The following is a 24,138-nucleotide window of genomic DNA, read 5'->3' on the forward strand; positions in this document are numbered from 1 at the left end:
CCAATTTCCCCGCCGTTTATGGCTGCCTAGTTCCCCTCGTCAACCGCAAAAATGCGGCGGTGCTCGCGAATCGCATAGCGGTCGGTCATGCCGGCGATGTAATGCGAGATCAGGCGAGACTGGTCGCGCCCCTGCCCGGCCTGGTACTGCGGCGGCAACAGGCGCGGATCCGCCATGAAGGCGTCGAACAGGTCGGTGATGATGCGGTGCGCCTTGGAGGACATGCGCATCACGAGGTAGTGGCGGTACAGATGGCGGAACAGGAAACGCTTGAGCGCCGCCGCTTCCTCGCGCACTGCCGGGCTGAAGGCCACCAGCGGGCCGGCGGCCCTTACCGCGTCAATGTTGCGCGGGTTGGCGGCGGCAATATTCTGGCTGGTGGTTTCGATCAGGTCGACGATCAGGGTGTTGATCATGCGCCGGACCGTTTCGTTAATGACGCGCCGCCCGTTGATGCCGGGAAACGCCGCCATCGCCTCGGCCCGGTGGCGCCCCCACATCGGTACTTCGTCCATCTGCTCGAGCGTGAGCAGGCCGGAGCGCAGGCCGTCGTCGATATCGTGGTTGTTGTAGGCGATCTCATCGGCCAGGTTGGCCAGTTGCGCCTCCAGCGAAGGCTGGGTGCCCTCCAGGAAACGCCGGCCCAGTTCGCCCAGCGCCGAGGCATTGACGCGCGAGCAGTGCTTGAGCACGCCCTCGCGGGTCTCGAAGGTCAGGTTTAGCCCGTTGAACCCGCCATAGCGCTCTTCCAACTCGTCCACCACCAGCAGGCTCTGCAGGTTGTGTTCGAAGCCGCCATGGTTCTTCATGCAATTGTTCAGTGCGTCCTGGCCGGCATGGCCGAAAGGCGTGTGCCCCAGGTCATGCGCCAGCGAGATGGCCTCGACCAGGTCTTCGTTCAGGCGCAGGTTGCGCGCAATCGAGCGGGCGATCTGCGCGACTTCCAGGCTATGGGTTAGCCGGGTACGGAACAGATCACCCTCATGGTTGACGAAGACCTGCGTCTTGTACTCGAGCCGCCGGAAGGCTGTGCTGTGGATAACGCGGTCGCGGTCGCGCTGGAACTCCGTGCGCGAAGACGAAGCCGCTTCGAGATGCGCCCGCCCAAGGGTCTGCGCGGAGCGGGCGGCATAGGGAGCGAGGTGGCTTTCGAGGTCGGTCATGCGGCAATCCGGTCAGGCATCCGGCCGGGCGGCTACGCGCCGTCCGGCCGGGGTTGCAAGGCACAACCGATCGCGTCAGGCGACCGGCGCCTCGGTAGGCGGCCTGAGCACCGCGTGCTGCAGCGTAGCGCGCAGGTCAGGATCCGGCACGGTGGTAATGAAGGCTTCGCCAAGCTTCCTCAGCAGGATGAACTTGATGCTGCCAGCTTCCGCCTTCTTGTCCACTTTCATCAGTTCGATGTAGCGGTCGGTGCCGAGTTCCGGCGCCACCACCGGCAGCATTGCGGCGCGCGTGAGCTGCACTACGCGGGCGCGCGTTTCGGTGTCGATAAAGCCGAGCCGGTGCGACAGGTCCGCCGCCATCACCATGCCGCACCCCACCGCCTCGCCATGCAGCCACTCGCCGTAGCCCAGGCCTGCCTCAATGGCATGGCCGAAGGTGTGGCCGAAATTGAGCATGGCGCGCAGGCCGCCCTCGCGTTCGTCCTGGGCCACCACCGCGGCCTTGATCTCGCAGGAACGCTTCACCGCCAGCGCCATGGTGTCCGGGTCGCAGGCATTGAGCGCGCGGATATTACGTTCGATCCAGCCGAAGTACTCGGCATCGGCCATCGCGCCGTGCTTGATCACCTCGGCCAAGCCGGCCGCCAGTTCGCGCGCGGGCAGCGTACGCAGCGTGTCGATATCGGCGATCACCGCGTTGGGCTGGTGGAAGGCGCCGATCATGTTCTTGCCCAGCGGGTGGTTGATGCCGGTCTTGCCGCCCACCGAGGAATCCACCTGGGCCAGCAACGTGGTGGGCACCTGCACGAAAGGCACGCCACGCATGTAGCAGGCCGCGGCAAACCCGGTCATATCGCCCACCACGCCGCCGCCAAGGGCGATCAGCGTGGTCTTGCGGTCGGCACCCGCCGTCAGCAGCGCGTCGAAGATCAGGTTGAGCGTTTCCCACTGCTTGAAGGCTTCGCCGTCGGGCAGGGTGACGGTGCGCACGGTCTTGCCAAGCGCCGCCAGGGTGGCCTCGACCCGGGCGGCGTAAAGCGGCCCCACCGTCTCATTGGTGACGATAACAGCGTGCTGGCCACGTACATGGGGACGGAACAATTCGACCTGATCGAGCAGGCCGGTACCGATGTGGATGGGGTAGCTGCGCTCCCCAAGGCTGACTTCAAGGGTGATCATCGTGTTTCTGGTCCTGCGCCGGAAGATTGTCCGCGCACGCGCCGTCGCCCTCTTCGGGCTCCTCGGCGGCAACGGCAAAACCGGCCATCTCAAGTTGCATCAACACCATATTAGCAAGCTGCGCCACCGAAGGCTTGCCGGTTTCGATGATGAAATCCGCCACCTCGCGGTAAAGCGGGTCGCGCTCGCCATAGAGCGCTTCAAGCCGCCCCTTGGGGTCTTCGGTCTGCAGCAGCGGGCGATTGCGGTCGTGCCTGGTGCGCAGCCACAGGTCGTGCGGGCTGGCGCGCAGGTAGACCACGGTGCCGCGAGCCTTCAGGTGGGCGCGGTTCTCGGGCCGCAGCACCGCGCCGCCGCCGGTCGCCAGCACAATGCCGTGCCGCTGGGTCAGCTCGTCGATCATCAACGCCTCGCGGTCCCGGAAGCCGGACTCGCCCTCATGCTCGAAGATGATCGGAATACGCACGCCGCAACGCGCCTCGAGTTCGTGGTCCGAATCGAAGAACGGGTAGTTCAGGCGCCGGGCCACGGTGCGGCCAACGGTGGTCTTGCCGGCACCCATCAGGCCAACAAAGAAAAGGTTCGGGCGGGTGAATGTCACTGGCGTGTCGGGCGGGAGCCGGGTCTCTGGCCGGTCCTCGCGGTAGGAAACTGCATCATCTTCTTATGTTGGGGCGCTGCGGGCAAGTGGCGCGGCGCAATCGGCACAAGGCAACCCGCCTCGCGACCCGCCTTGCGCGCCTGCCATGCACCCTCGCGCCTGCTCGCCCGCCTGGGCAATAAAAAAGCCGCATCGGATCGATGCGGCCTGTCAGTCTACTGCATCCGGCGCGGCCGGGGCTATTTCAGCGACATGCTGTCGTTCAGCACGCGCGGCGTCAGGAACACCAGCAACTCGGTCCGGTTATTGACCTTGGCATTGTCCTTGAAGAAGTTGCCGAGTATCGGGATGTCGCCCAGCAGGGGCACCTTGTTCACATTGTTGGACTCGGTCTGGCTGTAAATGCCGCCGATCACCACGGTGCCGCCGTTCTCGACCAGCACCTGCGTCTGCACGTGCTTGGTGTCGATGGCGAAGCCCGACGTGGTCTGGATACCCACGCTGTCCTTGTTGACGTCGACGTCCAGCAGGACATTGCCTTCCGGCGTGATCTGCGGCGTCACTTCCAGCTTCAGGTTGGCTTTGCGGAACTGCACCGAGGTGGCGCCGCTGGAAGTGGCGGCCTGGTAGGGCAGTTCCGTGCCTTGCTCGATCAGTGCCTTGATATTGTTGGCGGTGACCACGCGCGGGCTGGAAATGATCTTGCCCCGCCCGTCGGCCTCAAGCGCCGACAGCTCCAGCGCCAGGAAACGGCCGGCCGTGTTGCTGAACAAGCTGACCGCGACCGAGCCCGGATTGACGCCGTTGATCGCTGCGGCCGGCAGGCTCAGTGCCGGGCTGCTATCCCAGGTGCCACCCGTGAGCGGGTTCGTGATCGGGCTGACCACATTGGTGTAGTTGTTGCCGTAGCCGGCGCCAGCCGTCTTGGAGGCAAAGCCCAGCCTGACGCCCAGGTTGCGGCTGAAAGTGTCATTGGCCTCGACGATGCGCGCCTCGATGATCACCTGGCGCACCGGAATGTCGATCTTGCCGAGGAAGCTCTGCACCTCTTCCAGCTTGGTCGCGATATCTGACACGAATAGCTGGTTGGTACGGGGATCGGCTGTCAGCGAGCCGCGCTTGGACAGCATGCGCGTGTTGCTGGCCGCCGCGCCGCCCACTCCACCCACCCCGCCGATCGCACCCGCGCCGCCCAGCGCCCCGCCACCGACGCCGCCCGCGGCCAGCCCGAGCAGCATGCGCCGCACGTCCTCGGCGCGCTGGTAGTTGAGCTGGAACACCTGGCTGCGGATCGGCTCGAGGTCGTTGATCTGCTGCTGCGATTCGAGCTCGAGTTTTTCCTTGGTGGCCAGCTCCGCCTTGGGCGCAACCAGCAGCACATTGCCATTGCGGCGCGAGGCCAAGCCCTTGGCGTCGAGCACAATCTGCAGCGCCTGGTCCCACGGCACATCCTTCAGGCGCAGCGTCAGATTGCCCTGCACGCTTTCGCTGGTGATGATGTTGAGGTTGGTGAAATCGGCAAACACCTGCAGCAGCGAGCGGATGTCGATGTTCTGGAAGTTCAGCGAGAGCCGGTCGCCGCGGAAGCCCGCGCCGCTGATCAGCTTGGCCGGATCTTCCTTGACCGGGCGCACCTCCACCACGAACTGCGTATCGGTCTGGTAGGAACTGTATTCCCAGTTTCCGCGCGGCTCGATGGTGAGGCGGGTGTTGCCGCTGTTTTCGCTCGCCCGCATGCCCTGCACGGGGGTGCCGAAGTCGGTCACGTCATAGCGCCGCCGCAGGCTGTCGGGCAATGTCGTATTGAGGAAATCGACCACGACGTTCTGGCCCTGCTGCGCGATATTGATGCCGGAATCCCGCGACGACAGGTCCACCACGATCCTGCCCGCGCCATCCTGGCCACGGCGGAAGTCGATATTGCGCACGGTCGACCGGTTCGACGGCGCCAGCGGCGCTTGCGCCGAACTTGGGGCGAACGTCGGCACCGCCGCCCGTGCCGTCTGGGCAACGTTGTCGAGCATCACCACGAACAGGTTGCCGCGCACTTCGGTACGATAGGTCGCCACGCGGGTCAGGTCGAGGACGACGCGGGTGCGGTCGCCGATCTGCACCACGTTGGCGCTCTTGAGCAACTTGCCGCCGAGGTCGTACTGGGCCCGTCCGGCCGCAAAGCCGGTATCGATGAAATCGATGGCGAGCTTGGGCGGGTTCTGCGTAGTGAAGTCGGCCGGCTTCTGCGATGGCGGCCCCTGCAGCTCGACTGTGAAGACAGTCTGCTCGCCCACCGTCGTGGCATCGACGCGCTTGACCGCATTGCCCGTTGTCGATTGCGCCTGCGCAGCCGGCGCGCCCAATACCAGCACCATCACCGCGGCGCCAGCAAGCGCGCGGTACCAACGACCGATGATCATGCCGACCCCTCCAGCTTCAGGCTGGTGATTTTCTCTTTCCACTCGGCTACCCCTTCCCGGACCAATTCGCGCAACACGATCTCCTGATCGCTGATGCGGACCACCCGGCCGTAGTTCTGGCCGAGATACTGACCCACCTTGACGTGGTGGATCTTGTTATCTACCTGCACGACGCCGTAGGTCTCGCCGCTCTTCTTCATGGCGCCCAGCATCTTGAAGTTCTCCAGCGGGTAATCCTCCAGCGGCTCTCGCCGCCGCCCGGACTCCGGCGATTCGGACAGCACACGGTTAAGGTCGCCGATCTTGTTCTGGGCAAACGGCTCAGGCGCGCTGCGCGCCGCGTACTCGCGCGGCGCATAGGGCTTGGGCTCGGGCAACGGGGCCGGCGGCGGCACCTTGGCCGCCTGGGCTTGCGCCATCCACTGGCGCAGGCTGTCTTCCTCGCTGCCGCCGCAGGCCGCCAGCAACGCGGCGCCAATCAGCGCGCAAGCGCAGGCACGCAGGCCCGGGGCCTGGATCACAGGCATCATTTCTTCACTCCCGCAGCCGTCTTGGCCGCCGCGGCTTCCGCCTTGCGCTGTGCCGCCTGTTCATCGGGATCAAGCGCGCGATAGGCCATCGCCACGGCTTCCATCGCCAGGCCACCATCCTTGCCGGTAGTGAACTGCAACCCTTGCATTGACACGATGCGGGAAAGCGCAGCCACGTCGGCATTGAACTGCGCCACGTCGTGATAGCGCCCGGTGACTTTCAGGTTGACCGGGATCTCGGCAAAGTAGGGCTTCATCACGGCGGCCTGCGGCTTGAACAGCTCGAACTGCAGGCCACGCGCCACGCCGGCGTGATTGACGTCGGCCAGCAGTGCATCCATCTCCGTCTTGTTGGGCAACTGGCGCTCGACCAGGGCCACGCGCTGCTCCACTTCCGCCTTCTGCTTGCGCAGCGCGTCCAGGTTGGCCACCTGCGCCACCTTGCTCAGGTAGGACTGCTTCAGGCTGTCCTGCTCGATATGTTTGCGATCGAGGTCGTCGAGCTTGCCGCTCCAGTAGAACTGCCAGCCCAGCACCAGCACCAGCACCGCCGCCAGCACGGCGAACAGCAGGCGCGGGGCGGTTGGCCAGGTTTCCGGCTCATTGAGGTTGAGGCCACGGAACTGCGCGCCGAGGTCGTTCAGCGTGGCCATCGAGATTTCGATATCACGTGCCATGGTCAGCCCTTTCCGCCAACGACGGCGCTTGCGGCCGCCGGCCCGGATTTGCCCTTCTTGCCGTCGTCCGGCACTTCAGCCGCACGGTAGGCGAAACGCATCGAGAAATCGAACAGGCGGCGCTGCTCACGCAGATTATTGGTCATCATCACGGCCTTGGATTCGACCAGTTCGGCCTTGTCCAGCCACTGCACCTGGCTGAGGTTGCGCAGCAGCTCCGAGACGCGCTCGTTCGACTGCGCGACGCCGCTCACGGTGAACGACTCGCCGGTCTGCTTGAGCGTGGTCAGGTAGACGCCTTCGGGTACCTGCCGCACCAGTTCCTCCAGCAGTTGCACGGGACGGTTGCGCTCGTTCTGCAGGCCTTCGATGGCCTTCTGCCGCTGCAGCAGGCCTTCGATGTCCTTGCGCAGCGTATTGACCTCTCGGATCTGCCCGTCCATGCGGCTGTTCTCGGCGGTGAGCACCTGGTTCAAGCTGGCAACGGCATCGATGCGGTGATCGATGTACATGCCGCCCAGCAGCACCACCAGCGCGCCGGCGCCGGCGGCCCCGCCCAACAGGGTGTAGACCTTCTTGCGCCGCGATGCCTTGCGGGCTTCGTGGTAAGGCAGCAGATTGACTGTCGGGATCGTATTGGTAGGCATGCGGCTTCCTCGCTCGCTTACTGCAGGCCGCGCAGCGCAAGCCCGGCGCTCACGATATAGGCCGGCAGGTCGCGCTGCAGATAGCGCTCGTTGACCTTTCCGGCTGTCATCATGTTCGCGAACGGGTTGGCCAGCGTGGTGGTGATCTCGGTCTGTTGCTCGATGGCCGCCTGCACGCCGACCAGCGAGGCGTGGCCGCCCGAGAGCAGGATCTCGTCGACCCGGCCGATGCTCGAAGCAGACAGGAAGTTGCGCACGGCCCCATGCACCTCCGCCGCCAGCGCCTCCAGGGAGGGACCGAGCAGCTGGGTACGCCAGGATTCCGGCAACGTGTTCTTGCGCTTCTTGATCTCGGCCTTGAGCGCGTCCAGCGTGAACATGCGCGCGGCGCTCTGGGTGAGCTGGTCGCCGTAGCTGTTGAGCGATTGCTCGTAGAGTTCTTTCCAGCCTTGGTAGAAGATCGCCTTGGAGCGGCTGCCGCCAAGGTGGATCACCGCCACCACGGGCAACTCCTTGGCATCGGTCGCGCTGATGTCGGCCGATACGCCCAGCATCTGCACCACGGAGCGCTGTACCGCGTATTCCTCGACGTCCATCACGTGCGGCTTCAGCCCGGCCATTTCGGCCGCGGTGACGCGTTCCTGCACGCGATCGCTGTTGGCGGCGGTAACGCGCACGCCAATGCCCCCCTCGGTTTCGCTGGGGCCGATCACGGCAAAATCGAAATTGACGGCCTGCGACGGCGGATAGAGGCGATGCGCCTCGGATTCCACCTGGACGTAAAGCTCATCCTCGGACAGGTTGTCCGGCAGGCTGACGGTCTGCGATTCGGTCAGCATCGACGGCACTCCCAGCACGACCTCTTTCGTGCGAATCCCGGCCTTGCCGAGTGCACGCTTGAGGGCGATGCCCACCGCTTCGATATTGACCACGTTGCCATCGGCAACGGCATTGCGATCCAGCAGTTCGCTGGCGCATTTTTCCAGCCGATAGTCGTTCTTGCCGCTGCCTACCGACAGCTCGACTACCTTCACGCTGGACGACCCGATGTCCACGCCGACCGTCGTACGGCGCAACAACCCCGACAAGATACCTCGCCGCAAGGTGACCCCCTGACCGTTGAACTCGCCTTGGCTTGGTTGCTCTAATTTGGCGAGTCTTTATTGTTTCTTGGATGAAACGTTTTGCTCTTTTGGTTGGTGGATTCTCACCAAAAATCGGGGCGCTGGCAATGTGCCGGTTTGACCACGATTGCTTTTAATGAGCGCCCCTTGCAAAGCGTTGCCAAAATCCCACGGTAGCCCTGCCCCTCCCCCGATCCGCTCATCTTTTCGTTTCATGCAGATCTCAATCCCATTACATCTTGTAACAGCGCGATAGCGGCGCGCACGCCACAACGCGCCGGGCCCCGCGGATCCCGGGAGATATAATCCCGGCACCTCTAACTAGGTATTTCCCTTATGGCCACAGCACAACAAAAGCCTGCCCTACCCGCCCGGCGTCCGATCTGGATGCGGCTGACCTTTTGGGCTCTGGGCCTGCTGGTGGCCGGGATCGTGGCGGTGGCGCTGCTGGTGGGATATGCGCTGCTGGTGGCCGCGCCCAACCTGCCATCGCTGGATACCATCACTGACTACCGGCCGAAGATTCCGTTGCGGATCTATACCGCGGATAACGTGCTGATTGGCGAATTCGGCGAGGAACGGCGCAATTTCGTGCCGATTACCGAAATACCCGATGTGATGAAGAAGGCGGTGCTGGCCATCGAGGATGACCGGTTCTACGAACACGGCGGGGTCGACTTCGTCGGCGTGCTACGCGCGGGGCTCGCCAACCTGCGCGGCGGGCTGTCGCAGGGTGCGTCCACGATCACCATGCAGGTGGCGCGCAACTTCTTCCTCTCCAGCGAGAAGACCTACACCCGCAAGCTGTATGAAATGCTGCTGGCCTACAAGATCGAGGCCAACCTCTCGAAGGACCAGATCCTCGAGCTCTACATGAACCAGATCTACCTGGGGCAGCGCGCCTATGGCTTCGCCAGCGCGGCACGTGTGTATTTCGGCAAGTCGATCAAGGACGTGACGCCGGCCGAGGCCGCCATGCTGGCCGGCCTGCCCAAGGCGCCCTCGGCCTACAACCCGGTGGTCAACCCGAAGCGCGCCAAGGTACGCCAGGAATACATCCTGCAGCGCATGCGCGACCTGCGCTACCTCACACCCGAGCAGTACGACCAGGCTATCCACGAAGAACTGAAGGTGCGCGGCGAAGGCAATGAGTTCTCCACGCATGCCGAGTACGTCGCCGAAATCGTGCGCCAGCTTATGTATGCGCAATACCGCGAGGAAACCTACACCCGCGGCCTGACCGTCTACACCACGCTCAACAAGACCGACCAGGACGCCGCCTATGAGGCCGTGCGCTCGGGCATCATGAATTACGAGCGCCGCCACGGCTACCGCGGGCCTGAGGCGTTCATCGACCTGCCCGCCAGCGCGGACGAGCGCGAGCAGGCCATCGACGACGCACTGCTGGAGCACCCCGGCAGCGACGACCTGCGCTCGGCCGTGGTCACCAGCGTGACCGCCAAGCAGGTGCAGGCCACGCTGCTGTCGGGCGAAGTCGCTACCATCGAAGGCCAGGCGCTGCGATTCATCGCGCCGTCGCTCGCGGCCAACGCGCAGCCCAAGGCCAAGATCCGGCCGGGCGCGATCATCCGCGTGACGCAGGACGAGAAAGGCGCGTGGACGGTCACGCAGTTGCCTGAAGTATCCGCGGCCTTTATCTCGCTCAATCCGGAAGACGGCGAGATCCGCTCGATGGTCGGCGGCTTCGATTTCAACCGCAACAAGTTCAACCATGTGACGCAAGCCTGGCGCCAGCCGGGATCGAGCTTCAAGCCGTTCATCTACTCGGCGGCACTGGAAAAAGGATTCTCGCCCGCCACCGTGATCAACGACGCGCCGCTCTCGATCAGCGACAACGGCGGCCAGGTGTGGGAGCCGAAGAACTACGACGGCAAGTTCGAAGGCCCGATGACCATGCGCCGCGCGCTGGCCAAGTCCAAGAACCTGGTGTCGGTGCGCATCCTGCGCGCCATCGGCACCCAGTACGCCCAAGACTACATCACGCGCTTTGGCTTTGACGCCGACAAGCACCCGGCTTACCTGCCGATGGCGCTGGGCGCCGGCAGCGTCACCCCGCTGCAGATGGCTGGCGCCTACTCGGTCTTTGCCAACGGCGGCTACCGCGTCAATCCCTATCTGATCCAGAAGGTGGTCGATGCGCGCGGCAATGTGCTCTCCGAAACCAAGCCCCAGCGCGCTGGCGCGGATGCGGTACGCGTGCTGGATGCCCGCACCGCCTTTATCGCCGACACCATGCTGCGTGAGGTAGTGCGCAGCGGCACGGCCAACAGCGCCAAGCAGCGCCTGGGCCGCAACGACCTGGCCGGCAAGACCGGCACCACCAACGACGCCGTCGACGCCTGGTTCGCCGGCTACACGCCCAAGCTGGTGGCCATCGCCTGGATGGGCTACGACCAGCCCAAGAGCCTGGGTGTGCGCGAGACCGGCGGTGGCCTCGCGCTGCCAATCTGGGTGGGCTACATGGGCAAGATGCTGAAGGGCGTGCCCGAAATGCCCGAGCGCCAGCCCCCGGAAGGCGTGATCACCGTCGGCGGCGACTGGACCTTCGAGGAAAACGCGGGCGGCGCCGGCGTGGCTTCGGTTGGCCTGGGCGATCCGTGGCCGGGCAAACCGGACGAGAGCACGCAATCGCCGGCCGATACCGAGGCCGAGAAGAAGCGCATTCTGGAAATGTTTGGCGGCGGCTGATCCCCGTCGTGGGAGGCTTCGCCAACGAAAAAGCCGGCCCTCAAGCCGGCTTTTTCGTGCCTGGGCGCCGCGCTCAGGCCAGCGTCAGGGCTATCCCGGCCTGCTGGCTCACGTAGCCAGACAGTGCCGCATACAGTTCGCCGCCGCCGCGCGTATCGATCCAGCGCTGGCCATCGTGGCGGAAATGGAATCCGCCCGCGCGCGCGGCCACCCACAGTTCCTGCATCGGCGCCTGGCTGTTGACGATGATCTTGGAACCGTCCTCGAACTCGAGCTCGATGAGGTTGCCGGCACGGTTGATCTCGATATCGGCGTCGGCCGCGTCGGCGGCGGTTTCCACCGCGCTCTCCAGCCGGTCCAGCTCCTGCTGGGCCAGCGCCAGGAACTCACTTTCACTCATGGGGGGCATGCTAAACTCCAAGGCCGCCGGCCAGCGTCATTTGCAGCATTCCGCGGCATTCGGCCAGTAGCGTATTGAAAAAGTACTTCGTATTTCCGTTGGTCCCGCCGCCCCTGCTTCAGGGACTGCCCGGGACCGTCCGGGACGACTCTGGACGTCTCGTTGGACTCTTAGCCTCTTAGACTCTTTAAGTAAGGACGACCCGATGTTGCGTCGTGTTGCGATTGTATCGGTGATTGCCGCCAGCCTTGCGATGCCCCTGTTGTCCGGATGTGGCATCCGCGGCCCGCTGACAATGCCCAAGCAGCCTCCCGCACCGGCCCAGCCCGGCGTACCGGATCCCGGCCTGGCCAATCCGGCTGTCCCGAATCCGGCGGCCATCCAGGGCACCGCACCGGCAGCGGCGTCCGCCACGGCACCGGTTGCAGTGCCAGCCGCCACCCCCACCGCCAAATAACCATGAACGCCTTCTTCCATCGCCACGACGGCGTGCTAGCCGTCGAGCACGTGCCGCTCGCGCGCATCGCCGCCGAATACGGCACCCCCACCTATGTCTACTCGCGCGCCGCGCTGACCGCCGCCTACCAGGCCTACGCCGCGGCGTGCCAGGGGCGCCGCGCGCGCGTGCAATACGCCATGAAGGCCAACTCGAACCTGGCCGTGCTGCAGGTTTTCGCCAGGCTCGGCGCTGGCTTCGACATCGTCTCCGGTGGCGAGCTGCAGCGCGTGCTGGCAGTGGGCGGAGATCCGCGCAAGGTGGTGTTCTCGGGGGTCGGCAAGACCGCTGCCGAGATGGAACTGGCGCTGACGCACGATGTGCTGTCGTTCAATGTCGAGTCGATCCCCGAGCTGGACCGCCTCAATGCCGTGGCCGGCCGGCTGGGCAAGCGCGCGCGCGTATCGCTGCGCATCAATCCGGATGTGGATGCCAAGACGCATCCATATATCTCCACCGGGCTGAAGGGCAACAAGTTTGGCGTGGCGTTCGAGGACGTGCTGCCCACCTACCGCGCCGCCGCGGCGCTGCCCCACCTGGAAGTGGCGGGTATCGACTGCCATATCGGCTCGCAGATCACCGAGGTGGCGCCCTACCTGGAAGCGCTGGACAAGGTGCTGGACGTGGTGGAAGCGCTCGAACGCGAAGGCATCAAGCTCGAGCACATCGACGTGGGCGGCGGTCTTGGCATCACCTATGACGATGAAACGCCGCCTGACATTACCGGCTTTGCCCGCACGTTGCTGGACCGCGTGGCCGAGCGCGGCCATGGCCATCGCGAGGTGCTGTTCGAGCCGGGCCGCTCGCTGGTGGGCAACGCCGGCGTGCTGCTGACCCAGGTCGAGTTCCTCAAGCCGGGCGCCGCCAAGAACTTCTGCATCGTCGATGCGGCCATGAACGACCTGGCCCGCCCCGCCATGTACGAGGCCTATCACCGCATCGAACCCGTGCAACTGCGCGAGACGGCGCAAGCCGCGGCCCTGACCTACGACGTGGTGGGCCCCGTGTGCGAATCCGGCGACTGGCTTGGCCGCGATCGCGCGCTGGCGGTGCAGCCGGGCGACCTGCTCGCGGTGATGTCGGCCGGCGCCTATGGCTTTGTCATGAGCTCCAACTACAACACCCGCCCGCGCGCGGCCGAAGTGATGGTCGACGGCGACGACGTGCACCTGGTGCGCGGCCGCGAGCGCGTGGAAGACCTGTTCCGCGACGAGCGCCTGCTGCAAGGCTAAGCGCCTGCCCAGCCCCGTGCCCGGGAGCGTCCTGATCCTGGGCGGGCGGCGCGGGCGCGGCGCGGATCGACTATCGCTATGCCAACGGCAGCAGGCTGCCCAAAGCCGTGCCGCCACGCCATCCGGCCGCGCGCGAGATCACGCTCCATCTCTGACGCGCCCTCAGCGCCCTGGCTGCTGTGCCCCGGGCTTGCGCCACCACCACCAGGCACGCATCGCCAGCAGTCCGAACACCACCGCGGCGTAGATCGAGACCGTGCCGAAATCATGCTTGCCGGCCTTGTGCCACCAGTAGTGCATGATGGCCAGCACGGCGACGGCGTACACGGAACGGTGCAGCCATTGCCACCGCTTCCCGCCCAGGCGCTTGACCATGGCATTGGCTGAGGTTGCCGCCAGCGGAATCATCAGCACGAAGGCGGCGAAACCCACCGTGATGAACGGCCGCTTGGCGATGTCCTTGACCATGTACGCGACATCGAAGCCACGGTCCACGCCAAGCCACAGCAGGAAATGCTGCAGTGCGTAGAAGAAGGCGAACAGCCCGAGCATGCGCCGCAAGCGAATCAGCCAGTTCCAGCCGGTGAAACGGCGCAGCGGCGTGACCGCCAGCGTGACGCACAGCATCACCAGGGTCCAGGTACCGGTCGAGCGCGTGACGAACTCCAGCGGATTGGCGCCGAACTGATCGGTAAAGCCGAGGTACAGCAAGCGCAGGAACGGCAGCATGGCAAGCAGCCACACGGCCAGCTTGACCGTGCGCACACGCCCTGGCGTGAGCGTCGCGAGACCAGGCTGCCCGCTCGCCCGTGCCGGGCGTGCGCCGGCGGCCGGTGCGCCCGGGCGCGGCGGCGAGAGATCCTGTGGGGCCATCAGAAGAACTTCCTCAGGTCCATGCCCTGGTACAGCGACGCCACTTGCTGGCCATAGCCGTTGAAAGGCAGCGTCTTGCGCTTGGGCGCGAACAACGCGCCAAAGCCGCCGCCCTTGTCTTCGCCGATGCGGCGCTCCGTGGCCTGGCTCCAGCGGGGATGATCCACGTCCGGATTGACATTGGAATAGAAACCGTACTCCTGTGCCGCAGCCAGGTTCCAGCTGGTGCTGGGCTGCTTGTCGACAAAGCGGATCCTGACGATGGACTTGGCACTTTTGAAACCATATTTCCAGGGGACCACCACGCGCACCGGCGCACCGTTCTGGTTGGGCAGCACCTCGCCGTAGAGGCCAAAGGCCAGCAAGGTCAGCGGATGCATCGCCTCGTCCATGCGCAGGCCCTCGGTGTAAGGCCATTCCAGCACGCGGGCGCTGACGCCAGGCATCTGCTTCTTGTCGTTGAGCGTGACGAATTCCACGTACTTCGCGCCGGCTTGCGGCTCAACGCGACGAATCAGTTCGGCCAGGGAATAGCCGCTCCAGGGAATCACCATCGACCAGCCTTCTACGCAGCGCAGCCGGTAGACCCGCTCTTCCATCGGCATCAGGCGCACCAGCTCGTCGATATCGTAGACCTTGGGCTTCTTCACCAGGCCTTCGACGGCAACCTGCCATGGACGCGTGCGCAGCGTACCGGCGTTGCGCGCGGGGTCCGACTTGTCGGTGCCGAACTCGTAGTAGTTGTTGTACGTGGTGACGTCCTCGTACGGCGTGCGCTTTTCCGTCACTACGTAGGCATTGTTGGGCGCGGCCGGCAGCTTCTGGCCGCGCGGGGCCTGGGCCAGCGCATCGCGCGCGAACCACGGGGCCGGCATGCTCCCGGCAGCCCCCGCGGCCGCCATGGCCAAGAGCCGGCGACGCGACTCGAACACACCGCGCGGGGTGATCTCGCTGGCGGCAATATCGTCGCCGCGCAGCCACTTGGGAGAGGGAATCAGCATCGTTGTTCCTCGTTGCATGCCATGGGTAAAAATCGATCCGCCGTTCGTGCCTGGCCCTTGGCAGCCCCGCGTGCACGATTGGACTCCGGCTTGAGTCGGATGGCGCACGCGAATCCTGACATCTTTTTTTGCCAGGGCGCCACGCCTGCACCCGGGGCCTTTGTCAGGCAGGGGGCCGGCCGGACTGCACAGCATGGCTGGCGGCCTCAGCCGCCTTGGTATTGCCGGTAGACTGACTGCGCCAGCGCCAGCAATGGCGCCCGCTCAAGCGGTCCGGCCAGCGCGAAGCCGATATCCCGGTCCACCCAATAGAAAGCCATGGTGCCGGCGGCGGCGGCCGGACGATCTCCCGGTCCCGTGCCCATCCGCTCGAGCCGGAAGCCGGTGTCCGGCGTATCCCGTGCCATGTGCCGTAACTGCAGCGACAATCGGGTTCCATCGTCGGTCTCATACATCAGGATGGCCGATGGGCCGCCCTCGGCGACGCCCAGGCGCCCGCCAATCAGGTGGAATCCCTGGGTGCGCAGATCGGGGACCCGCAAGGGCGCGCCGAGCCGCTTTGACAACCAGGCCACCAGATGGGCTTCATCGGTAGCGGCCACCTCGACCGGATGGCGCACTTCAGGTGCGTATACCACATGACTGGCCAGCGCTTCGCGCGCGAAGCGCTCCACCGAGGGGACGCGCGCCGCCAGGGTGTCCGTGCGCCCATGCGCGAACCAGCCGATCGCGCCGCCCAGAGCCAGCGAAGCCATGCTGGCCGCCAGTGCCATGCCCCACCCCGCCTTGCCGCGCACCCGGTCAGCGGCGCCGTCGCGCAGCCGGGACGGAAGTGCATTCAGCGGTACAGGCTCATTGAGCACGCCGTCGAACGCAGCATGCAGTTCACTTGCCTGCCGCCGCCAGCTACCGACCTTCTCTCCGGCATCGGGATAGGCGGCCAGGTACGCCTCCACCTCGGCACGGCGGGCGGGATCCAGCTGGCCATCGGCATAGGCGTGGAGATCGGCTTCGTTGACTGGGGACATCATTTGACTCGCTGCAGTCCGGCCGCCCGGCCGGAGGCCTGCGGGTTCGCCTCGGACGCTCCGTCCATCAGCAGGCGCATCTGCTCACGGGCGCGTGCCAGGCGGGACATCACCGTGCCCACCGGCACCTCCAGCACCTGCGCCGCCTCGGCATAGGTGAGTTGCTCCAGGCCGACCAGCAGCATGACCGCGCGCTGGGCTTCGGGCAAGCGAGCCAGCGCCCGTACCAGGTCCAGGCGCAAGGCGGGCTCTGGCGCAGCACTGGGTACGTCGGGAAGCGTGTCGGTGAAGGTCACAAGATCGGCACGCCGGTACGCATTGATGCGCAGCCGGTGCATCATGGTCAGCAGCCAGGACAGCAGGCCATCCGCGCCGTCGCCCCACCAGGCGCCGGCGCGCAGCCGGAAGCGCCAGCGGTAGCGCAGCGCGCGTTCCAGCGTGTCCTGCACCAGGTCGTCGGCCAATGCCGCATCCCCGGTCAGGCCACGGGCGTGGCGCCGCAGGCGCGGCGCCAGCGCGACCAGCTGGCGGTCGAAGCCGTCCATGCCGTCAGGCTGCCCGCGCCCGGATCAGGGAGCGGCCACGTGCCAGACGTTGTTGAAGTTATCGCCCATGCGGTCACCCGGTTTGGCATCCTTGGCGAAACGATAGAGCGGCTTGCCGCGATAGGCCCACTGCTTGGCGCCGTCGTCACGAGTGATGACGCTGTAGTCCCCCGTGGGGCTGGTGCCGGGCGCCGCCATCAGGGGCGGCCAGTTGGTGGCGCAGGGACCGTTGCAGGCGCTCTTGCCACCCGCATCACGGTCAAAGGTGTAGAGCGTCAGGCCCTGGGGATCGGTCAGCGCGCCGCCGGCGACTTTCACCGTGGGCGGCATATTGCCCGCACTGCTGCCACCCATGCCGCCCATGCCAGAACAGGCAGACAGCAGCACTGCGGCAGACGCCAGCGCGAGAACAGCGGGACGGGACAGCGATGCGAGAGAAGCGGCTGCGAAGGGACGGGAAAGGGCCATGATGTCGATCTCCATGCGATGCGGCGCCGCCAGCCGGCACCGTCCCTTCAGTAAACACCGGATGTGACGGCTTTATTCCATCTGGACGAAAAAAAACCTGCCGCGTCGGACCGACGGGGCAGGTTTTTCTTATTGCGGCGCAACATCCGGATCAGAGTTCGCCGTAACTATGCAGGCCCGAGAGGAACATGTTGACGCCCAGGAAGGCGAAGGTCGTGACCAGCAAACCCACCAACGCCCACCAGGCCGCCATGGTGCCGCGCAAACCCTTCATCAGGCGCATGTGCAACCAGGCCGCATAGTTGAGCCAGACAATCAGCGCCCAGGTTTCCTTCGGGTCCCAGCTCCAGTAGCCGCCCCACGCTTCCGCCGCCCAAAGCGCGCCCAGGATGGTGGCGATGGTGAAGAAGGCGAAGCCCACTGCAATCGCCTTGTACATCACATCATCGAGCACTTCGAGCGAGGGCAGGCGCTCGGCCAGGATGCCACGCTCCTTGCACAGGTAAGCCACCGAGACCATCGCGGCCAGGGCGAAAGTGCCGTAGCCTATGAAATTGGCCGGCACATGGATCTTCATCCACCAGCTCTGCAACGCTGGGACCAGCGGCTGGATCTCGCTCGCATCGCGGCTGACCGTGTACCACAGCAGGAAACCGACCGCCGCCGACACCACCAGCATCACGAACGGCCCAAGCGCGCGCGTCTGGTAGCGGCCTTCGTAGTAGAGGTAGAACAAAGAAGTGATCAGCGTGAACAGTACAAACACTTCGTACAGGTTCGAGATAGGAATGTGGCCGATGTCGGCGCCGATCAGGTAGGACTCGTACCAGCGCACCAGCATGCCGGTGAAGCCCAGCACCACTGCCGCCCACGCCATCTTGCTGCCGATCTGCAGCCCGGTCTCCGAGCGCGTCAGCAGGCCGCCCCAATAGAACAGGGTGGACAGGAACACCAGCGCGCTCATCCACAGGATGGCCGACTGGCTGGACAGGAAGTACTTGAGGAAGAAGGCCTGCTCGGCGCGCGGCAGCTGGCCCTGGTAGAGCTGGATCGCGAACAGCGACAGCACCGCCAGCAGCACCATCAGCAACCGCACCGGCTTCCAGTGCCATCCCAGCAACGCAAAGGTGGGCACCGCTGCAATCAGCACGCCTTTGTCGTAGACATTCATCCACTCGCCGTAGCGTGCCAGTGCGAAGCCCGCGCCCGCTGCCAGCAGCAAGGCAAAGACCCAGTCGACCCAGCCCAGCCGGCGAAGGAACGACGGCTCCAGGTAGGCCTGCTCCGCACCGCCGGCGCCACCGGCTGGAGCCGGGCTCGCCTGCATGGGCGGCCTGGCCTGATTCACATTCGAGGACATATTGGTTCCTGCTTAATTGCCGGCCGCGTTCAATGCGTGGCCGGGTCCGGCGTGCCCTTGCCGGCCGTGTCGAGATTACCGGCGGCCCGGCCTACATCGTCGCGCAGAGCGACAAATTCCTTCTCGAAATCCAGTGTACGCCGCTGCGTGGACATGGCCATCAGCACATGGCTGGCAGCACCGCCGCCCTCGCTTCCGGCCGATCCGCCGGCAGGGTCCCGGACCCACAGCCAGACGCGGCGCTCGCGGATGTAGAACATCGAGAACACGCCCAGCACCAGCAGCAGACAGCCAAGATACACGATGTTCTTCCCTGGTGCACGGGTCATCTGGAACACGCTGGCCTTCACCTCGGTGAAGTCGTCGAGCTGCAGGAAGACCGGCGCGGTGTAGAAGAAACTGTCGGATAGCGCATTGATGGCCTGCTGCAAGAAAGCGCCGCTCTGAGCACTATTCGGCACCACCGGCAGCTTGTCCTGCGCGCGTGCCAGTTGCCAGAGTTCCCACATCGAGCCGTTGAGGATCTTCAGCAGCACGTCGGCGGCCTTCTGCTGCTCGGCCGGCGGCACGGACTTTTCCAGGAAGGCGGCGATTGCCGTGAAGCCGCCAGGCGGCGCTTGCGGATTGCTTCGTGCGGCGCCAGCGAAGAGATCAAGCGCGCGCAGGGCGCTCTCGGCAAGCTGGCCGCGCAACACCTCGCGATCCTCGCCCGGCATCGAGGCCAGGGCAAAGCGGCGTGCCGCTTCGACCCGCAGCGCGCGGTCCTGCAGCGCGGCGCGCAGGCGCATCCAGTCGGCTACGCTGTTCTGCTCGTCGGCCGGGATGCGCAGGTAACGGAACGGCTCGCTGGGCGAATCGCGCATGCCGGCAAGGAAGACCGACTGCCCATCGAGCTGCACGGGCACCATGTAGTTGTTGAACTCGCGCGCCTGCCCGTTGCGGTCGCGCAGCTTGTACTGCACCGACGGACCCACGTTGCGCAGTTCCTTCGCGCGATCAGGATTGACCGCCGAGCCCAGGTGGGATTCCAGCTTCTCGTTGAGCGATTTGCGCGCCACGCCGCGGGCATCGGGCTTGCCCGACGCGTCGGTGACGTTCTCGATATTCATCAGGCGGAAATCGCTGAACTCGACCGTCAGTCCCTCGGCGTCGGCGGCGCTGCCCGTGCCGGTCAGCGGCGAGTTGGCGCCCACCGTACCGGCGAAGGCGAAGGTCTTGTCATTGCCGCCCTGCATCGGGTAGCCGACGAACTTCAGCTTGGAGCCGCCGTCCTCGAAACTCGACTGGTAGATGGCAATGCCGTCCACCACCAGCGGTTCGTTGACCTTGACAGTGGCTTCGGTCTTGCGGCCAGTGGTGCGGTCGGTGATGACCACATCGGAGGCGAACAGCTTGGGCATGCCGGTCGAGTAATGCTCGACGGTAAATTTCTTCAGCGTGATATTGAACGGCAGATCCTGCACCAGCGCACCGTCCGAGATATTCAGGATGGCAGTGGAGACGGTCGCGCCTTCGGGCACGAAGGCATTGCCGCGAAAACCGGGATTGTTGACCGACAAGCGGTGCTGCGGCGGAATGTCGCTGATCACGGCGTTGCCGGTAATCGGACTCTTGCCGCCAAACCACATCTGGGCACGGATCAGCATGTCGCCGTCGAGCAGGCCACCGATGCAGATCACCACGATGGCGGTGTGCGCCAGGATGTAGCCCAGCTTGTTGGCCGCGCCCGCCTTGGCCGCCAGCAAGGTGGCGCCGTCATGGGGCACGGTCTTGATGCGATAACCGCGATTGGCCAGCAGCGCAGTGAGCCGCGTCACCGCATCGGCGCGCGGGCGGCCTGCATCGAACTCGGCGCGGTGATGGAAGGCGCGCAGGCTGCGCTCGCGCACGTGGTCCTTCCACGAACGCATATCCTTGATCATCTTGGGCGCGTTGCGCGTCAGGCACAGTGAGGTGGAGACCACCAGGAAGGCCAGGATCAGCAGGAACCACCAGGAGCCGTAAACCTTCTGCAGCGACAGCGTGTGGAACAGGTCAGCCCAGAATGGGCCGAACTGGTTGACGTAGTTGGGATAGGGCTCGTTCTGCTTGAGGACCGTGCCGATCACGCTGGCGATCGCGATGACCGTCAGCAACGCGATGGCGAAACGCATCGAGGACAGCAGTTCCACCGCGTCGCGCAGCAAGCGGTGAGAAGTCTTCAGGTGCAGTCCTGACGTGGAAGCGGTCGACATGTGCAGTGGGGCCCTCGGCCTTGAAATGAAAAAGGGTGGACATGCTTGCGCAGGCCACCCTCTTCGATTGTTGCCGTGCTGCCTGGTTGCACCCCTGCGGTCCACCTCGCAACGGCGAGGCCCGCGTGGGCGCTCCGGCTACCCGGCGCTGAACGACTTAGCGAATCCCTGCGACGTAGTCGGCCACGGCCTTGATCTCGGCATCCGACATCTTGGCGGCAATGGTGGTCATCACGGGATTGTTCTTGCGGGTGCCCTGGCGGAACGCGACCAGTTGCGCCTCGGTGTATTCGGACCATTGTCCGCCGATGCGCGGGTACTGGGCCGGGATGCCGGCGGCGGTGGGGCCGTGGCAGGCCGCGCAAGCGGGCACACCCTTGGCGGCGATGCCACCACGGTAGATCTTCTGGCCGGCTTCGATGGTGTCCTTGCTCTTGGCGGTGGCAGGCTTCAGGCTCTGCTTGGCCAGGTAGGCGCCGACGTCCTTCATTTCCTGCTCGGACAAGGCTGCCGCGTAGGGCGACATGATGGCGTTGCTGCGGGTCTTGGCCTTGAAGTCGTCGAGCTGCTTGTGCACGTACTCCGGATGCTGGGCGGCCAGCTTCGGATTGGCGGCGCCGCCACTGTTGCCGTTGGCGCCGTGGCAACTCAGGCAAGCCGGGACATTGCGATCGGGGGCACCTTGCGTGTAGAGGGTTTCGCCCTTGGCCGGATCAGCCTTTGCGGCGGCCTGCTCTGCGGCAGATGCCAGACCGGTCATGGCAGTGGCCGGCAGAGCCAGCGCCACGACAGCCAGAAGTTTCGCAATGCGGTTCATTCGCACACCTTGTCTGAATTGTTTTGAAATCCATGGGGCACGCCGTTCAGCACCTTGCCCGCGGTGAGGACGCGCATGGGCTGGTACTTTGACATCGGAAATTCACCACGACGGACCGCCAGCCCCGCTGAAGCCAAAAACGCCCAGGCGAGAGCCGAATGGCACCGCCCCCATGCGAACGAGAGCGGCAGACCGTGCGAATATCCCCGTAGCAGACCCAGCCCCCCGGCTGGCCCCCTTGCCGCTGCGCCATGCAGGCGCTGCAACAGACCAGACCGACAGGCTTGCTACCACGATGGAACGGACACGCAGAGCTTCCTGCTCAGATAAACGCAAGGCCAAGGATGCCGCGCGTCACCTAATCGGGAGGCCGTTAACCGCGTTATTGTACAATAAATCGTGTGCCGGATAGAGGATGTGCGCGCCGCGACGCGGCCAGACGCCAGCCCCGGCCATCCAGGCGGCAGCATGTGCCGCCCACCTCACTCACATCGGCGTGGTGACGCCGGCGGACCCGCCAAATGCAAGGCGGCGCCCCGCCCCCACCCGCCCCATCGCCCACGCGCATGTCCCTCCTACACCAGGCCCGCTTCTTCGTTACCGTCAACCACCTGCGCGACCTGCCTGCCACGGCGGTGCCGGAAGTGGCCTTCGCCGGGCGCTCCAACGCCGGCAAATCCACCGCCATCAACATCCTGTGCAACCAGAAGCGGCTAGCCTTCTCGTCGCGCACGCCGGGCCGTACCCAGCACATCAATTTCTTCGGGGTCGCACCGGTCAAGGCGCCGGATCCGCTGGCCTTCCTGGTCGACCTGCCCGGCTATGGCTATGCGCAGGTGTCAGGATCGGCCAAGTACCATTGGCAGACGCTGCTGAGCGACTACGTACAGACCCGTTCGCAGCTGGCTGGCCTGGTGCTGATGATGGACGCGCGCCGGCCCTTCACCGACCTGGATTGCCAGATGGTTGAATGGTTCCTGCCCACGGGCCGGCCCATTCACGTGTTGCTGACCAAGGCCGACAAACTGACCAACAGCGAAAACGCCCTGGCCCTGCGCGAAACCCGCAAGATCCTGGCCGGTTACGCCGAACAACTCGACACGCCCGTGGCCCTGACCGCGCAATTGTTCTCCAGCCTGAAGCGCCGCGGCATCGAGGAAGCCCAGCGCGTGGTGGCAGGCTGGCTGGCGCTGCCGGAAGCACAGCCGGCCGTGGTGCCGGGCAGCGAGTCCGCCGCCGCGCCGCAGGAAAAAGCAAAGCCCGACCAGCCGGCGGTTGTGCAAGACACACCGCCCGACGCGGCCGCGAACTGACCTTCCAGCCCCGCTTTGCGTACCCGCCCCTGCGGGTGCGGCGCGATAGCGAACCCGCGCATCCCCACGAATCGAACAGGCAAAAAAAACCCCGTTGCAAGCAACGGGGGCGAACTTTCCCACCGGTTGAGGGTGGGTACCCGCTCAGGGAGGAGTAGCGGGGGACGCTGCATCACGCAAGCGCAACGCAGAGTGTCCGCGAGTATGATAGCGGGCACGATCAAAAGTTTAGTTTTTCTTTCGGAGCGGCCTGCTGGATCACTCGCCAGCCACATCGCGCGCCAGCAGCCCGGCAAAATTCCGCACTCCCTCAGACATTCTCCCTCAAGCCATGTCCACTTTCCCCGAGTACCGTCCGCGCCGCATGCGCCGCGATGATTTCTCGCGCAGGCTGATGCGCGAACACCGCCTGTCGCCGGACAACCTGATCTACCCGGTATTTATCGTCGACGGCCACAACCAGCGTGAAAGCGTGGCGTCCATGCCCGGCGTGGAGCGGCTCTCGGTCGACCTGCTGCTGCCGGTGGCGGAGGATTGCGTCAAGCTGGGCATCCCGGTCATCGCGCTGTTCCCGGTCATCGATCCGGCCCTGAAGACGCCCGACGGTATCGAGGCCACCAATGCCGACGGCCTGATCCCGCGTGCCGTGCGCGCACTGAAAGACCGCTTCCCCGAGCTCGGCGTGCTGACCGACGTGGCGCTGGACCCCTACACCAGCCACGGCCAGGACGGCGTGCTGGACGCCGACGGCTATGTGATCAACGACGTCACTGTGGAGATCCTGGTCAAGCAGGCGCTGACTCAGGCCGCGGCCGGCGTGGATATCGTGGCACCGTCGGACATGATGGACGGGCGCATCGGCGCGGTGCGCGCCGCGCTGGAGGACGGCGGCCATATCCATACGCGCATCATGGCCTACTCGGCCAAGTACGCATCGGCCTTCTATGGCCCGTTCCGGGATGCGGTCGGCTCAGCGGCCAACCTGGGCAAGGGCAACAAGATGACTTACCAGATGGACCCGGCCAATACCGACGAGGCCTTGCGCGAAGTGGCGCAAGACATCATGGAGGGTGCCGACATGGTGATGGTCAAGCCCGGCATGCCTTACCTGGACATCGTGCGGCGCGTGAAGGATGAGTTCCGTTTTCCCACCTACGCCTACCAGGTCAGCGGCGAGTACGCGATGCTCAAGGCCGCAGCCCAGAATGGCTGGCTGGATCACGACAAGGTCATGATGGAGTCGCTGCTGGCCTTCCGCCGCGCCGGCGCCGACGGCATCCTGACCTACTTCGCGCGCGACGCTGCTCGCCTGCTCACGCGCTGA

General features: G+C 65.4%; 23 protein-coding genes. 5 read left to right on the forward strand and 18 right to left on the reverse strand.

All coding sequences use genetic code 11. From position 1 onward, the window contains the following. Positions 1 to 26: 26 nt before the first annotated feature. The 9 genes from AC1DS6_RS10490 to AC1DS6_RS10530 all read right to left on the reverse strand — a co-directional run bounded on the left by AC1DS6_RS10490 (position 27) and on the right by AC1DS6_RS10530 (position 8,554). Positions 27 to 1,163 (reverse strand): deoxyguanosinetriphosphate triphosphohydrolase, encoded by a 1,137-nt coding sequence (locus AC1DS6_RS10490; RefSeq protein ID WP_035870705.1) that lies wholly within the window; start codon positions 1,161 to 1,163, stop codon positions 27 to 29. A 75-nt stretch (positions 1,164 to 1,238) separates the two neighbouring features. Beyond that, a complete protein-coding gene (gene aroB / locus AC1DS6_RS10495; protein ID WP_441628852.1) occupies positions 1,239 to 2,345 on the reverse strand; it encodes a 3-dehydroquinate synthase in 1,107 nt (368 codons plus the stop codon). Continuing rightward, the gene (locus AC1DS6_RS10500) at positions 2,332 to 2,907 is read right to left on the reverse strand and encodes a shikimate kinase (RefSeq protein WP_430869761.1); all 576 of its coding nucleotides are present in this window, start codon (positions 2,905 to 2,907) and stop codon (positions 2,332 to 2,334) included. Before AC1DS6_RS10500 ends, aroB begins: the two co-directional genes overlap by 14 nt. A 278-nt stretch (positions 2,908 to 3,185) precedes the next feature. Next, positions 3,186 to 5,360, reverse strand: a complete 2,175-nt coding sequence (locus AC1DS6_RS10505; RefSeq protein WP_477102477.1) for a type IV pilus secretin PilQ — start codon at positions 5,358 to 5,360, stop codon at positions 3,186 to 3,188. Beyond that, a complete protein-coding gene (locus tag AC1DS6_RS10510; RefSeq protein WP_441632752.1) occupies positions 5,357 to 5,887 on the reverse strand; it encodes a pilus assembly protein PilP in 531 nt (176 codons plus the stop codon). Before AC1DS6_RS10510 ends, AC1DS6_RS10505 begins: the two co-directional genes overlap by 4 nt. After that, the gene (locus AC1DS6_RS10515) at positions 5,887 to 6,567 is read right to left on the reverse strand and encodes a type IV pilus inner membrane component PilO (protein ID WP_441632699.1); all 681 of its coding nucleotides are present in this window, start codon (positions 6,565 to 6,567) and stop codon (positions 5,887 to 5,889) included. The genes AC1DS6_RS10510 and AC1DS6_RS10515 overlap by 1 nt, the downstream gene beginning before the upstream one ends. 2 nt (positions 6,568 to 6,569) lie before the next feature. Continuing rightward, a complete protein-coding gene (locus AC1DS6_RS10520) occupies positions 6,570 to 7,214 on the reverse strand; it encodes a PilN domain-containing protein (protein ID WP_441632701.1) in 645 nt (214 codons plus the stop codon). 17 nt (positions 7,215 to 7,231) lie between these two features. Further along, entirely contained in the window at positions 7,232 to 8,302 is a 1,071-nt protein-coding gene (gene pilM, locus AC1DS6_RS10525) for a type IV pilus assembly protein PilM (RefSeq protein WP_441632703.1), read from the reverse strand. 72 nt (positions 8,303 to 8,374) lie between these two features. Beyond that, the gene (locus AC1DS6_RS10530; protein WP_152561905.1) at positions 8,375 to 8,554 is read right to left on the reverse strand and encodes a hypothetical protein; all 180 of its coding nucleotides are present in this window, start codon (positions 8,552 to 8,554) and stop codon (positions 8,375 to 8,377) included. A gap of 120 nt (positions 8,555 to 8,674) precedes the next feature. Between AC1DS6_RS10530 and AC1DS6_RS10535 the strand changes: the two genes are divergently transcribed. Then, complete coding sequence (locus tag AC1DS6_RS10535) at positions 8,675 to 11,047, forward strand: penicillin-binding protein 1A (protein WP_477102478.1); 2,373 nt, start codon at positions 8,675 to 8,677, stop codon at positions 11,045 to 11,047. A 73-nt stretch (positions 11,048 to 11,120) separates the two neighbouring features. Here the strand turns inward: AC1DS6_RS10535 and cyaY are convergent, their stop codons facing one another. Continuing rightward, complete coding sequence (cyaY, locus tag AC1DS6_RS10540; RefSeq protein ID WP_035870721.1) at positions 11,121 to 11,456, reverse strand: iron donor protein CyaY; 336 nt, start codon at positions 11,454 to 11,456, stop codon at positions 11,121 to 11,123. A 196-nt stretch (positions 11,457 to 11,652) separates the two neighbouring features. Between cyaY and lptM the strand changes: the two genes are divergently transcribed. Beyond that, positions 11,653 to 11,904, forward strand: coding sequence for an LPS translocon maturation chaperone LptM (gene lptM, locus AC1DS6_RS10545; protein ID WP_441632707.1), 252 nt, complete (start codon positions 11,653 to 11,655; stop codon positions 11,902 to 11,904). Positions 11,905 to 11,906: 2 nt separating this feature from the next. Beyond that, complete coding sequence (gene lysA, locus AC1DS6_RS10550) at positions 11,907 to 13,175, forward strand: diaminopimelate decarboxylase (protein WP_441632709.1); 1,269 nt, start codon at positions 11,907 to 11,909, stop codon at positions 13,173 to 13,175. Between the two features lie 162 nt (positions 13,176 to 13,337). Here the strand turns inward: lysA and msrQ are convergent, their stop codons facing one another. The 8 genes from msrQ to AC1DS6_RS10590 form a co-directional block, all read right to left on the reverse strand. Further along, a complete protein-coding gene (gene msrQ / locus AC1DS6_RS10555; RefSeq protein WP_441632711.1) occupies positions 13,338 to 14,048 on the reverse strand; it encodes a protein-methionine-sulfoxide reductase heme-binding subunit MsrQ in 711 nt (236 codons plus the stop codon). After that, the gene (gene msrP, locus AC1DS6_RS10560) at positions 14,048 to 15,049 is read right to left on the reverse strand and encodes a protein-methionine-sulfoxide reductase catalytic subunit MsrP (RefSeq protein ID WP_441632713.1); all 1,002 of its coding nucleotides are present in this window, start codon (positions 15,047 to 15,049) and stop codon (positions 14,048 to 14,050) included. The genes msrQ and msrP overlap by 1 nt, the downstream gene beginning before the upstream one ends. A gap of 206 nt (positions 15,050 to 15,255) precedes the next feature. Beyond that, positions 15,256 to 16,080 carry an anti-sigma factor family protein gene (locus AC1DS6_RS10565; protein WP_441632715.1) on the reverse strand — a complete coding sequence of 275 codons (825 nt, stop codon included), beginning with the start codon at positions 16,078 to 16,080 and terminating at the stop codon, positions 15,256 to 15,258. Next, positions 16,077 to 16,622 carry an RNA polymerase sigma factor gene (locus AC1DS6_RS10570; protein WP_441632717.1) on the reverse strand — a complete coding sequence of 182 codons (546 nt, stop codon included), beginning with the start codon at positions 16,620 to 16,622 and terminating at the stop codon, positions 16,077 to 16,079. Before AC1DS6_RS10570 ends, AC1DS6_RS10565 begins: the two co-directional genes overlap by 4 nt. Before the next feature lie 24 nt (positions 16,623 to 16,646). Then, complete coding sequence (locus AC1DS6_RS10575) at positions 16,647 to 17,090, reverse strand: COG4315 family predicted lipoprotein (RefSeq protein WP_035870803.1); 444 nt, start codon at positions 17,088 to 17,090, stop codon at positions 16,647 to 16,649. Positions 17,091 to 17,241: 151 nt separating this feature from the next. Next, positions 17,242 to 18,417: a c-type cytochrome biogenesis protein CcsB gene (gene ccsB / locus AC1DS6_RS10580; protein ID WP_477102481.1), complete on the reverse strand. Its 1,176-nt coding sequence runs from the start codon at positions 18,415 to 18,417 to the stop codon at positions 17,242 to 17,244. Positions 18,418 to 18,479: 62 nt separating this feature from the next. Further along, the gene (locus tag AC1DS6_RS10585; RefSeq protein WP_441632719.1) at positions 18,480 to 20,684 is read right to left on the reverse strand and encodes a cytochrome c biogenesis protein ResB; all 2,205 of its coding nucleotides are present in this window, start codon (positions 20,682 to 20,684) and stop codon (positions 18,480 to 18,482) included. Positions 20,685 to 20,841: 157 nt separating this feature from the next. Then, complete coding sequence (locus tag AC1DS6_RS10590) at positions 20,842 to 21,501, reverse strand: c-type cytochrome (RefSeq protein WP_035870737.1); 660 nt, start codon at positions 21,499 to 21,501, stop codon at positions 20,842 to 20,844. A 566-nt stretch (positions 21,502 to 22,067) separates the two neighbouring features. Between AC1DS6_RS10590 and yihA the strand changes: the two genes are divergently transcribed. Beyond that, the gene (yihA, locus tag AC1DS6_RS10595) at positions 22,068 to 22,814 is read left to right on the forward strand and encodes a ribosome biogenesis GTP-binding protein YihA/YsxC (protein ID WP_477102479.1); all 747 of its coding nucleotides are present in this window, start codon (positions 22,068 to 22,070) and stop codon (positions 22,812 to 22,814) included. Between the two features lie 331 nt (positions 22,815 to 23,145). Continuing rightward, a complete protein-coding gene (hemB, locus tag AC1DS6_RS10600; protein WP_035870740.1) occupies positions 23,146 to 24,138 on the forward strand; it encodes a porphobilinogen synthase in 993 nt (330 codons plus the stop codon).

It is taken from the genome of Cupriavidus sp. 05L310 (assembly GCF_056398185.1).

Bases quoted from the DNA above. Each gene is read 5' to 3' on its own strand.
- AC1DS6_RS10490 (WP_035870705.1), bottom strand. From the start codon at position 1,163: ATGACCGACCTCGAAAGCCACCTCGCTCCCTATGCCGCCCGCTCCGCG.
- aroB (WP_441628852.1), bottom strand. From the start codon at position 2,345: ATGATCACCCTTGAAGTCAGCCTTGGGGAGCGCAGCTACCCCATCCAC.
- AC1DS6_RS10500 (WP_430869761.1), bottom strand. From the start codon at position 2,907: ATGGGTGCCGGCAAGACCACCGTTGGCCGCACCGTGGCCCGGCGCCTG.
- AC1DS6_RS10505 (WP_477102477.1), bottom strand. From the start codon at position 5,360: ATGATCATCGGTCGTTGGTACCGCGCGCTTGCTGGCGCCGCGGTGATG.
- AC1DS6_RS10510 (WP_441632752.1), bottom strand. From the start codon at position 5,887: ATGCCTGTGATCCAGGCCCCGGGCCTGCGTGCCTGCGCTTGCGCGCTG.
- AC1DS6_RS10515 (WP_441632699.1), bottom strand. From the start codon at position 6,567: ATGGCACGTGATATCGAAATCTCGATGGCCACGCTGAACGACCTCGGC.
- AC1DS6_RS10520 (WP_441632701.1), bottom strand. From the start codon at position 7,214: ATGCCTACCAATACGATCCCGACAGTCAATCTGCTGCCTTACCACGAA.
- AC1DS6_RS10530 (WP_152561905.1), bottom strand. From the start codon at position 8,554: ATGAAACGAAAAGATGAGCGGATCGGGGGAGGGGCAGGGCTACCGTGG.
- AC1DS6_RS10535 (WP_477102478.1), top strand. From the start codon at position 8,675: ATGGCCACAGCACAACAAAAGCCTGCCCTACCCGCCCGGCGTCCGATC.
- cyaY (WP_035870721.1), bottom strand. From the start codon at position 11,456: ATGCCCCCCATGAGTGAAAGTGAGTTCCTGGCGCTGGCCCAGCAGGAG.
- lptM (WP_441632707.1), top strand. From the start codon at position 11,653: ATGTTGCGTCGTGTTGCGATTGTATCGGTGATTGCCGCCAGCCTTGCG.
- lysA (WP_441632709.1), top strand. From the start codon at position 11,907: ATGAACGCCTTCTTCCATCGCCACGACGGCGTGCTAGCCGTCGAGCAC.
- msrQ (WP_441632711.1), bottom strand. From the start codon at position 14,048: ATGGCCCCACAGGATCTCTCGCCGCCGCGCCCGGGCGCACCGGCCGCC.
- msrP (WP_441632713.1), bottom strand. From the start codon at position 15,049: ATGCTGATTCCCTCTCCCAAGTGGCTGCGCGGCGACGATATTGCCGCC.
- AC1DS6_RS10565 (WP_441632715.1), bottom strand. From the start codon at position 16,080: ATGATGTCCCCAGTCAACGAAGCCGATCTCCACGCCTATGCCGATGGC.
- AC1DS6_RS10570 (WP_441632717.1), bottom strand. From the start codon at position 16,622: ATGGACGGCTTCGACCGCCAGCTGGTCGCGCTGGCGCCGCGCCTGCGG.
- AC1DS6_RS10575 (WP_035870803.1), bottom strand. From the start codon at position 17,090: ATGGCCCTTTCCCGTCCCTTCGCAGCCGCTTCTCTCGCATCGCTGTCC.
- ccsB (WP_477102481.1), bottom strand. From the start codon at position 18,417: ATGCAGGCGAGCCCGGCTCCAGCCGGTGGCGCCGGCGGTGCGGAGCAG.
- AC1DS6_RS10585 (WP_441632719.1), bottom strand. From the start codon at position 20,684: ATGTCGACCGCTTCCACGTCAGGACTGCACCTGAAGACTTCTCACCGC.
- AC1DS6_RS10590 (WP_035870737.1), bottom strand. From the start codon at position 21,501: ATGAACCGCATTGCGAAACTTCTGGCTGTCGTGGCGCTGGCTCTGCCG.
- yihA (WP_477102479.1), top strand. From the start codon at position 22,068: ATGTCCCTCCTACACCAGGCCCGCTTCTTCGTTACCGTCAACCACCTG.
- hemB (WP_035870740.1), top strand. From the start codon at position 23,146: ATGTCCACTTTCCCCGAGTACCGTCCGCGCCGCATGCGCCGCGATGAT.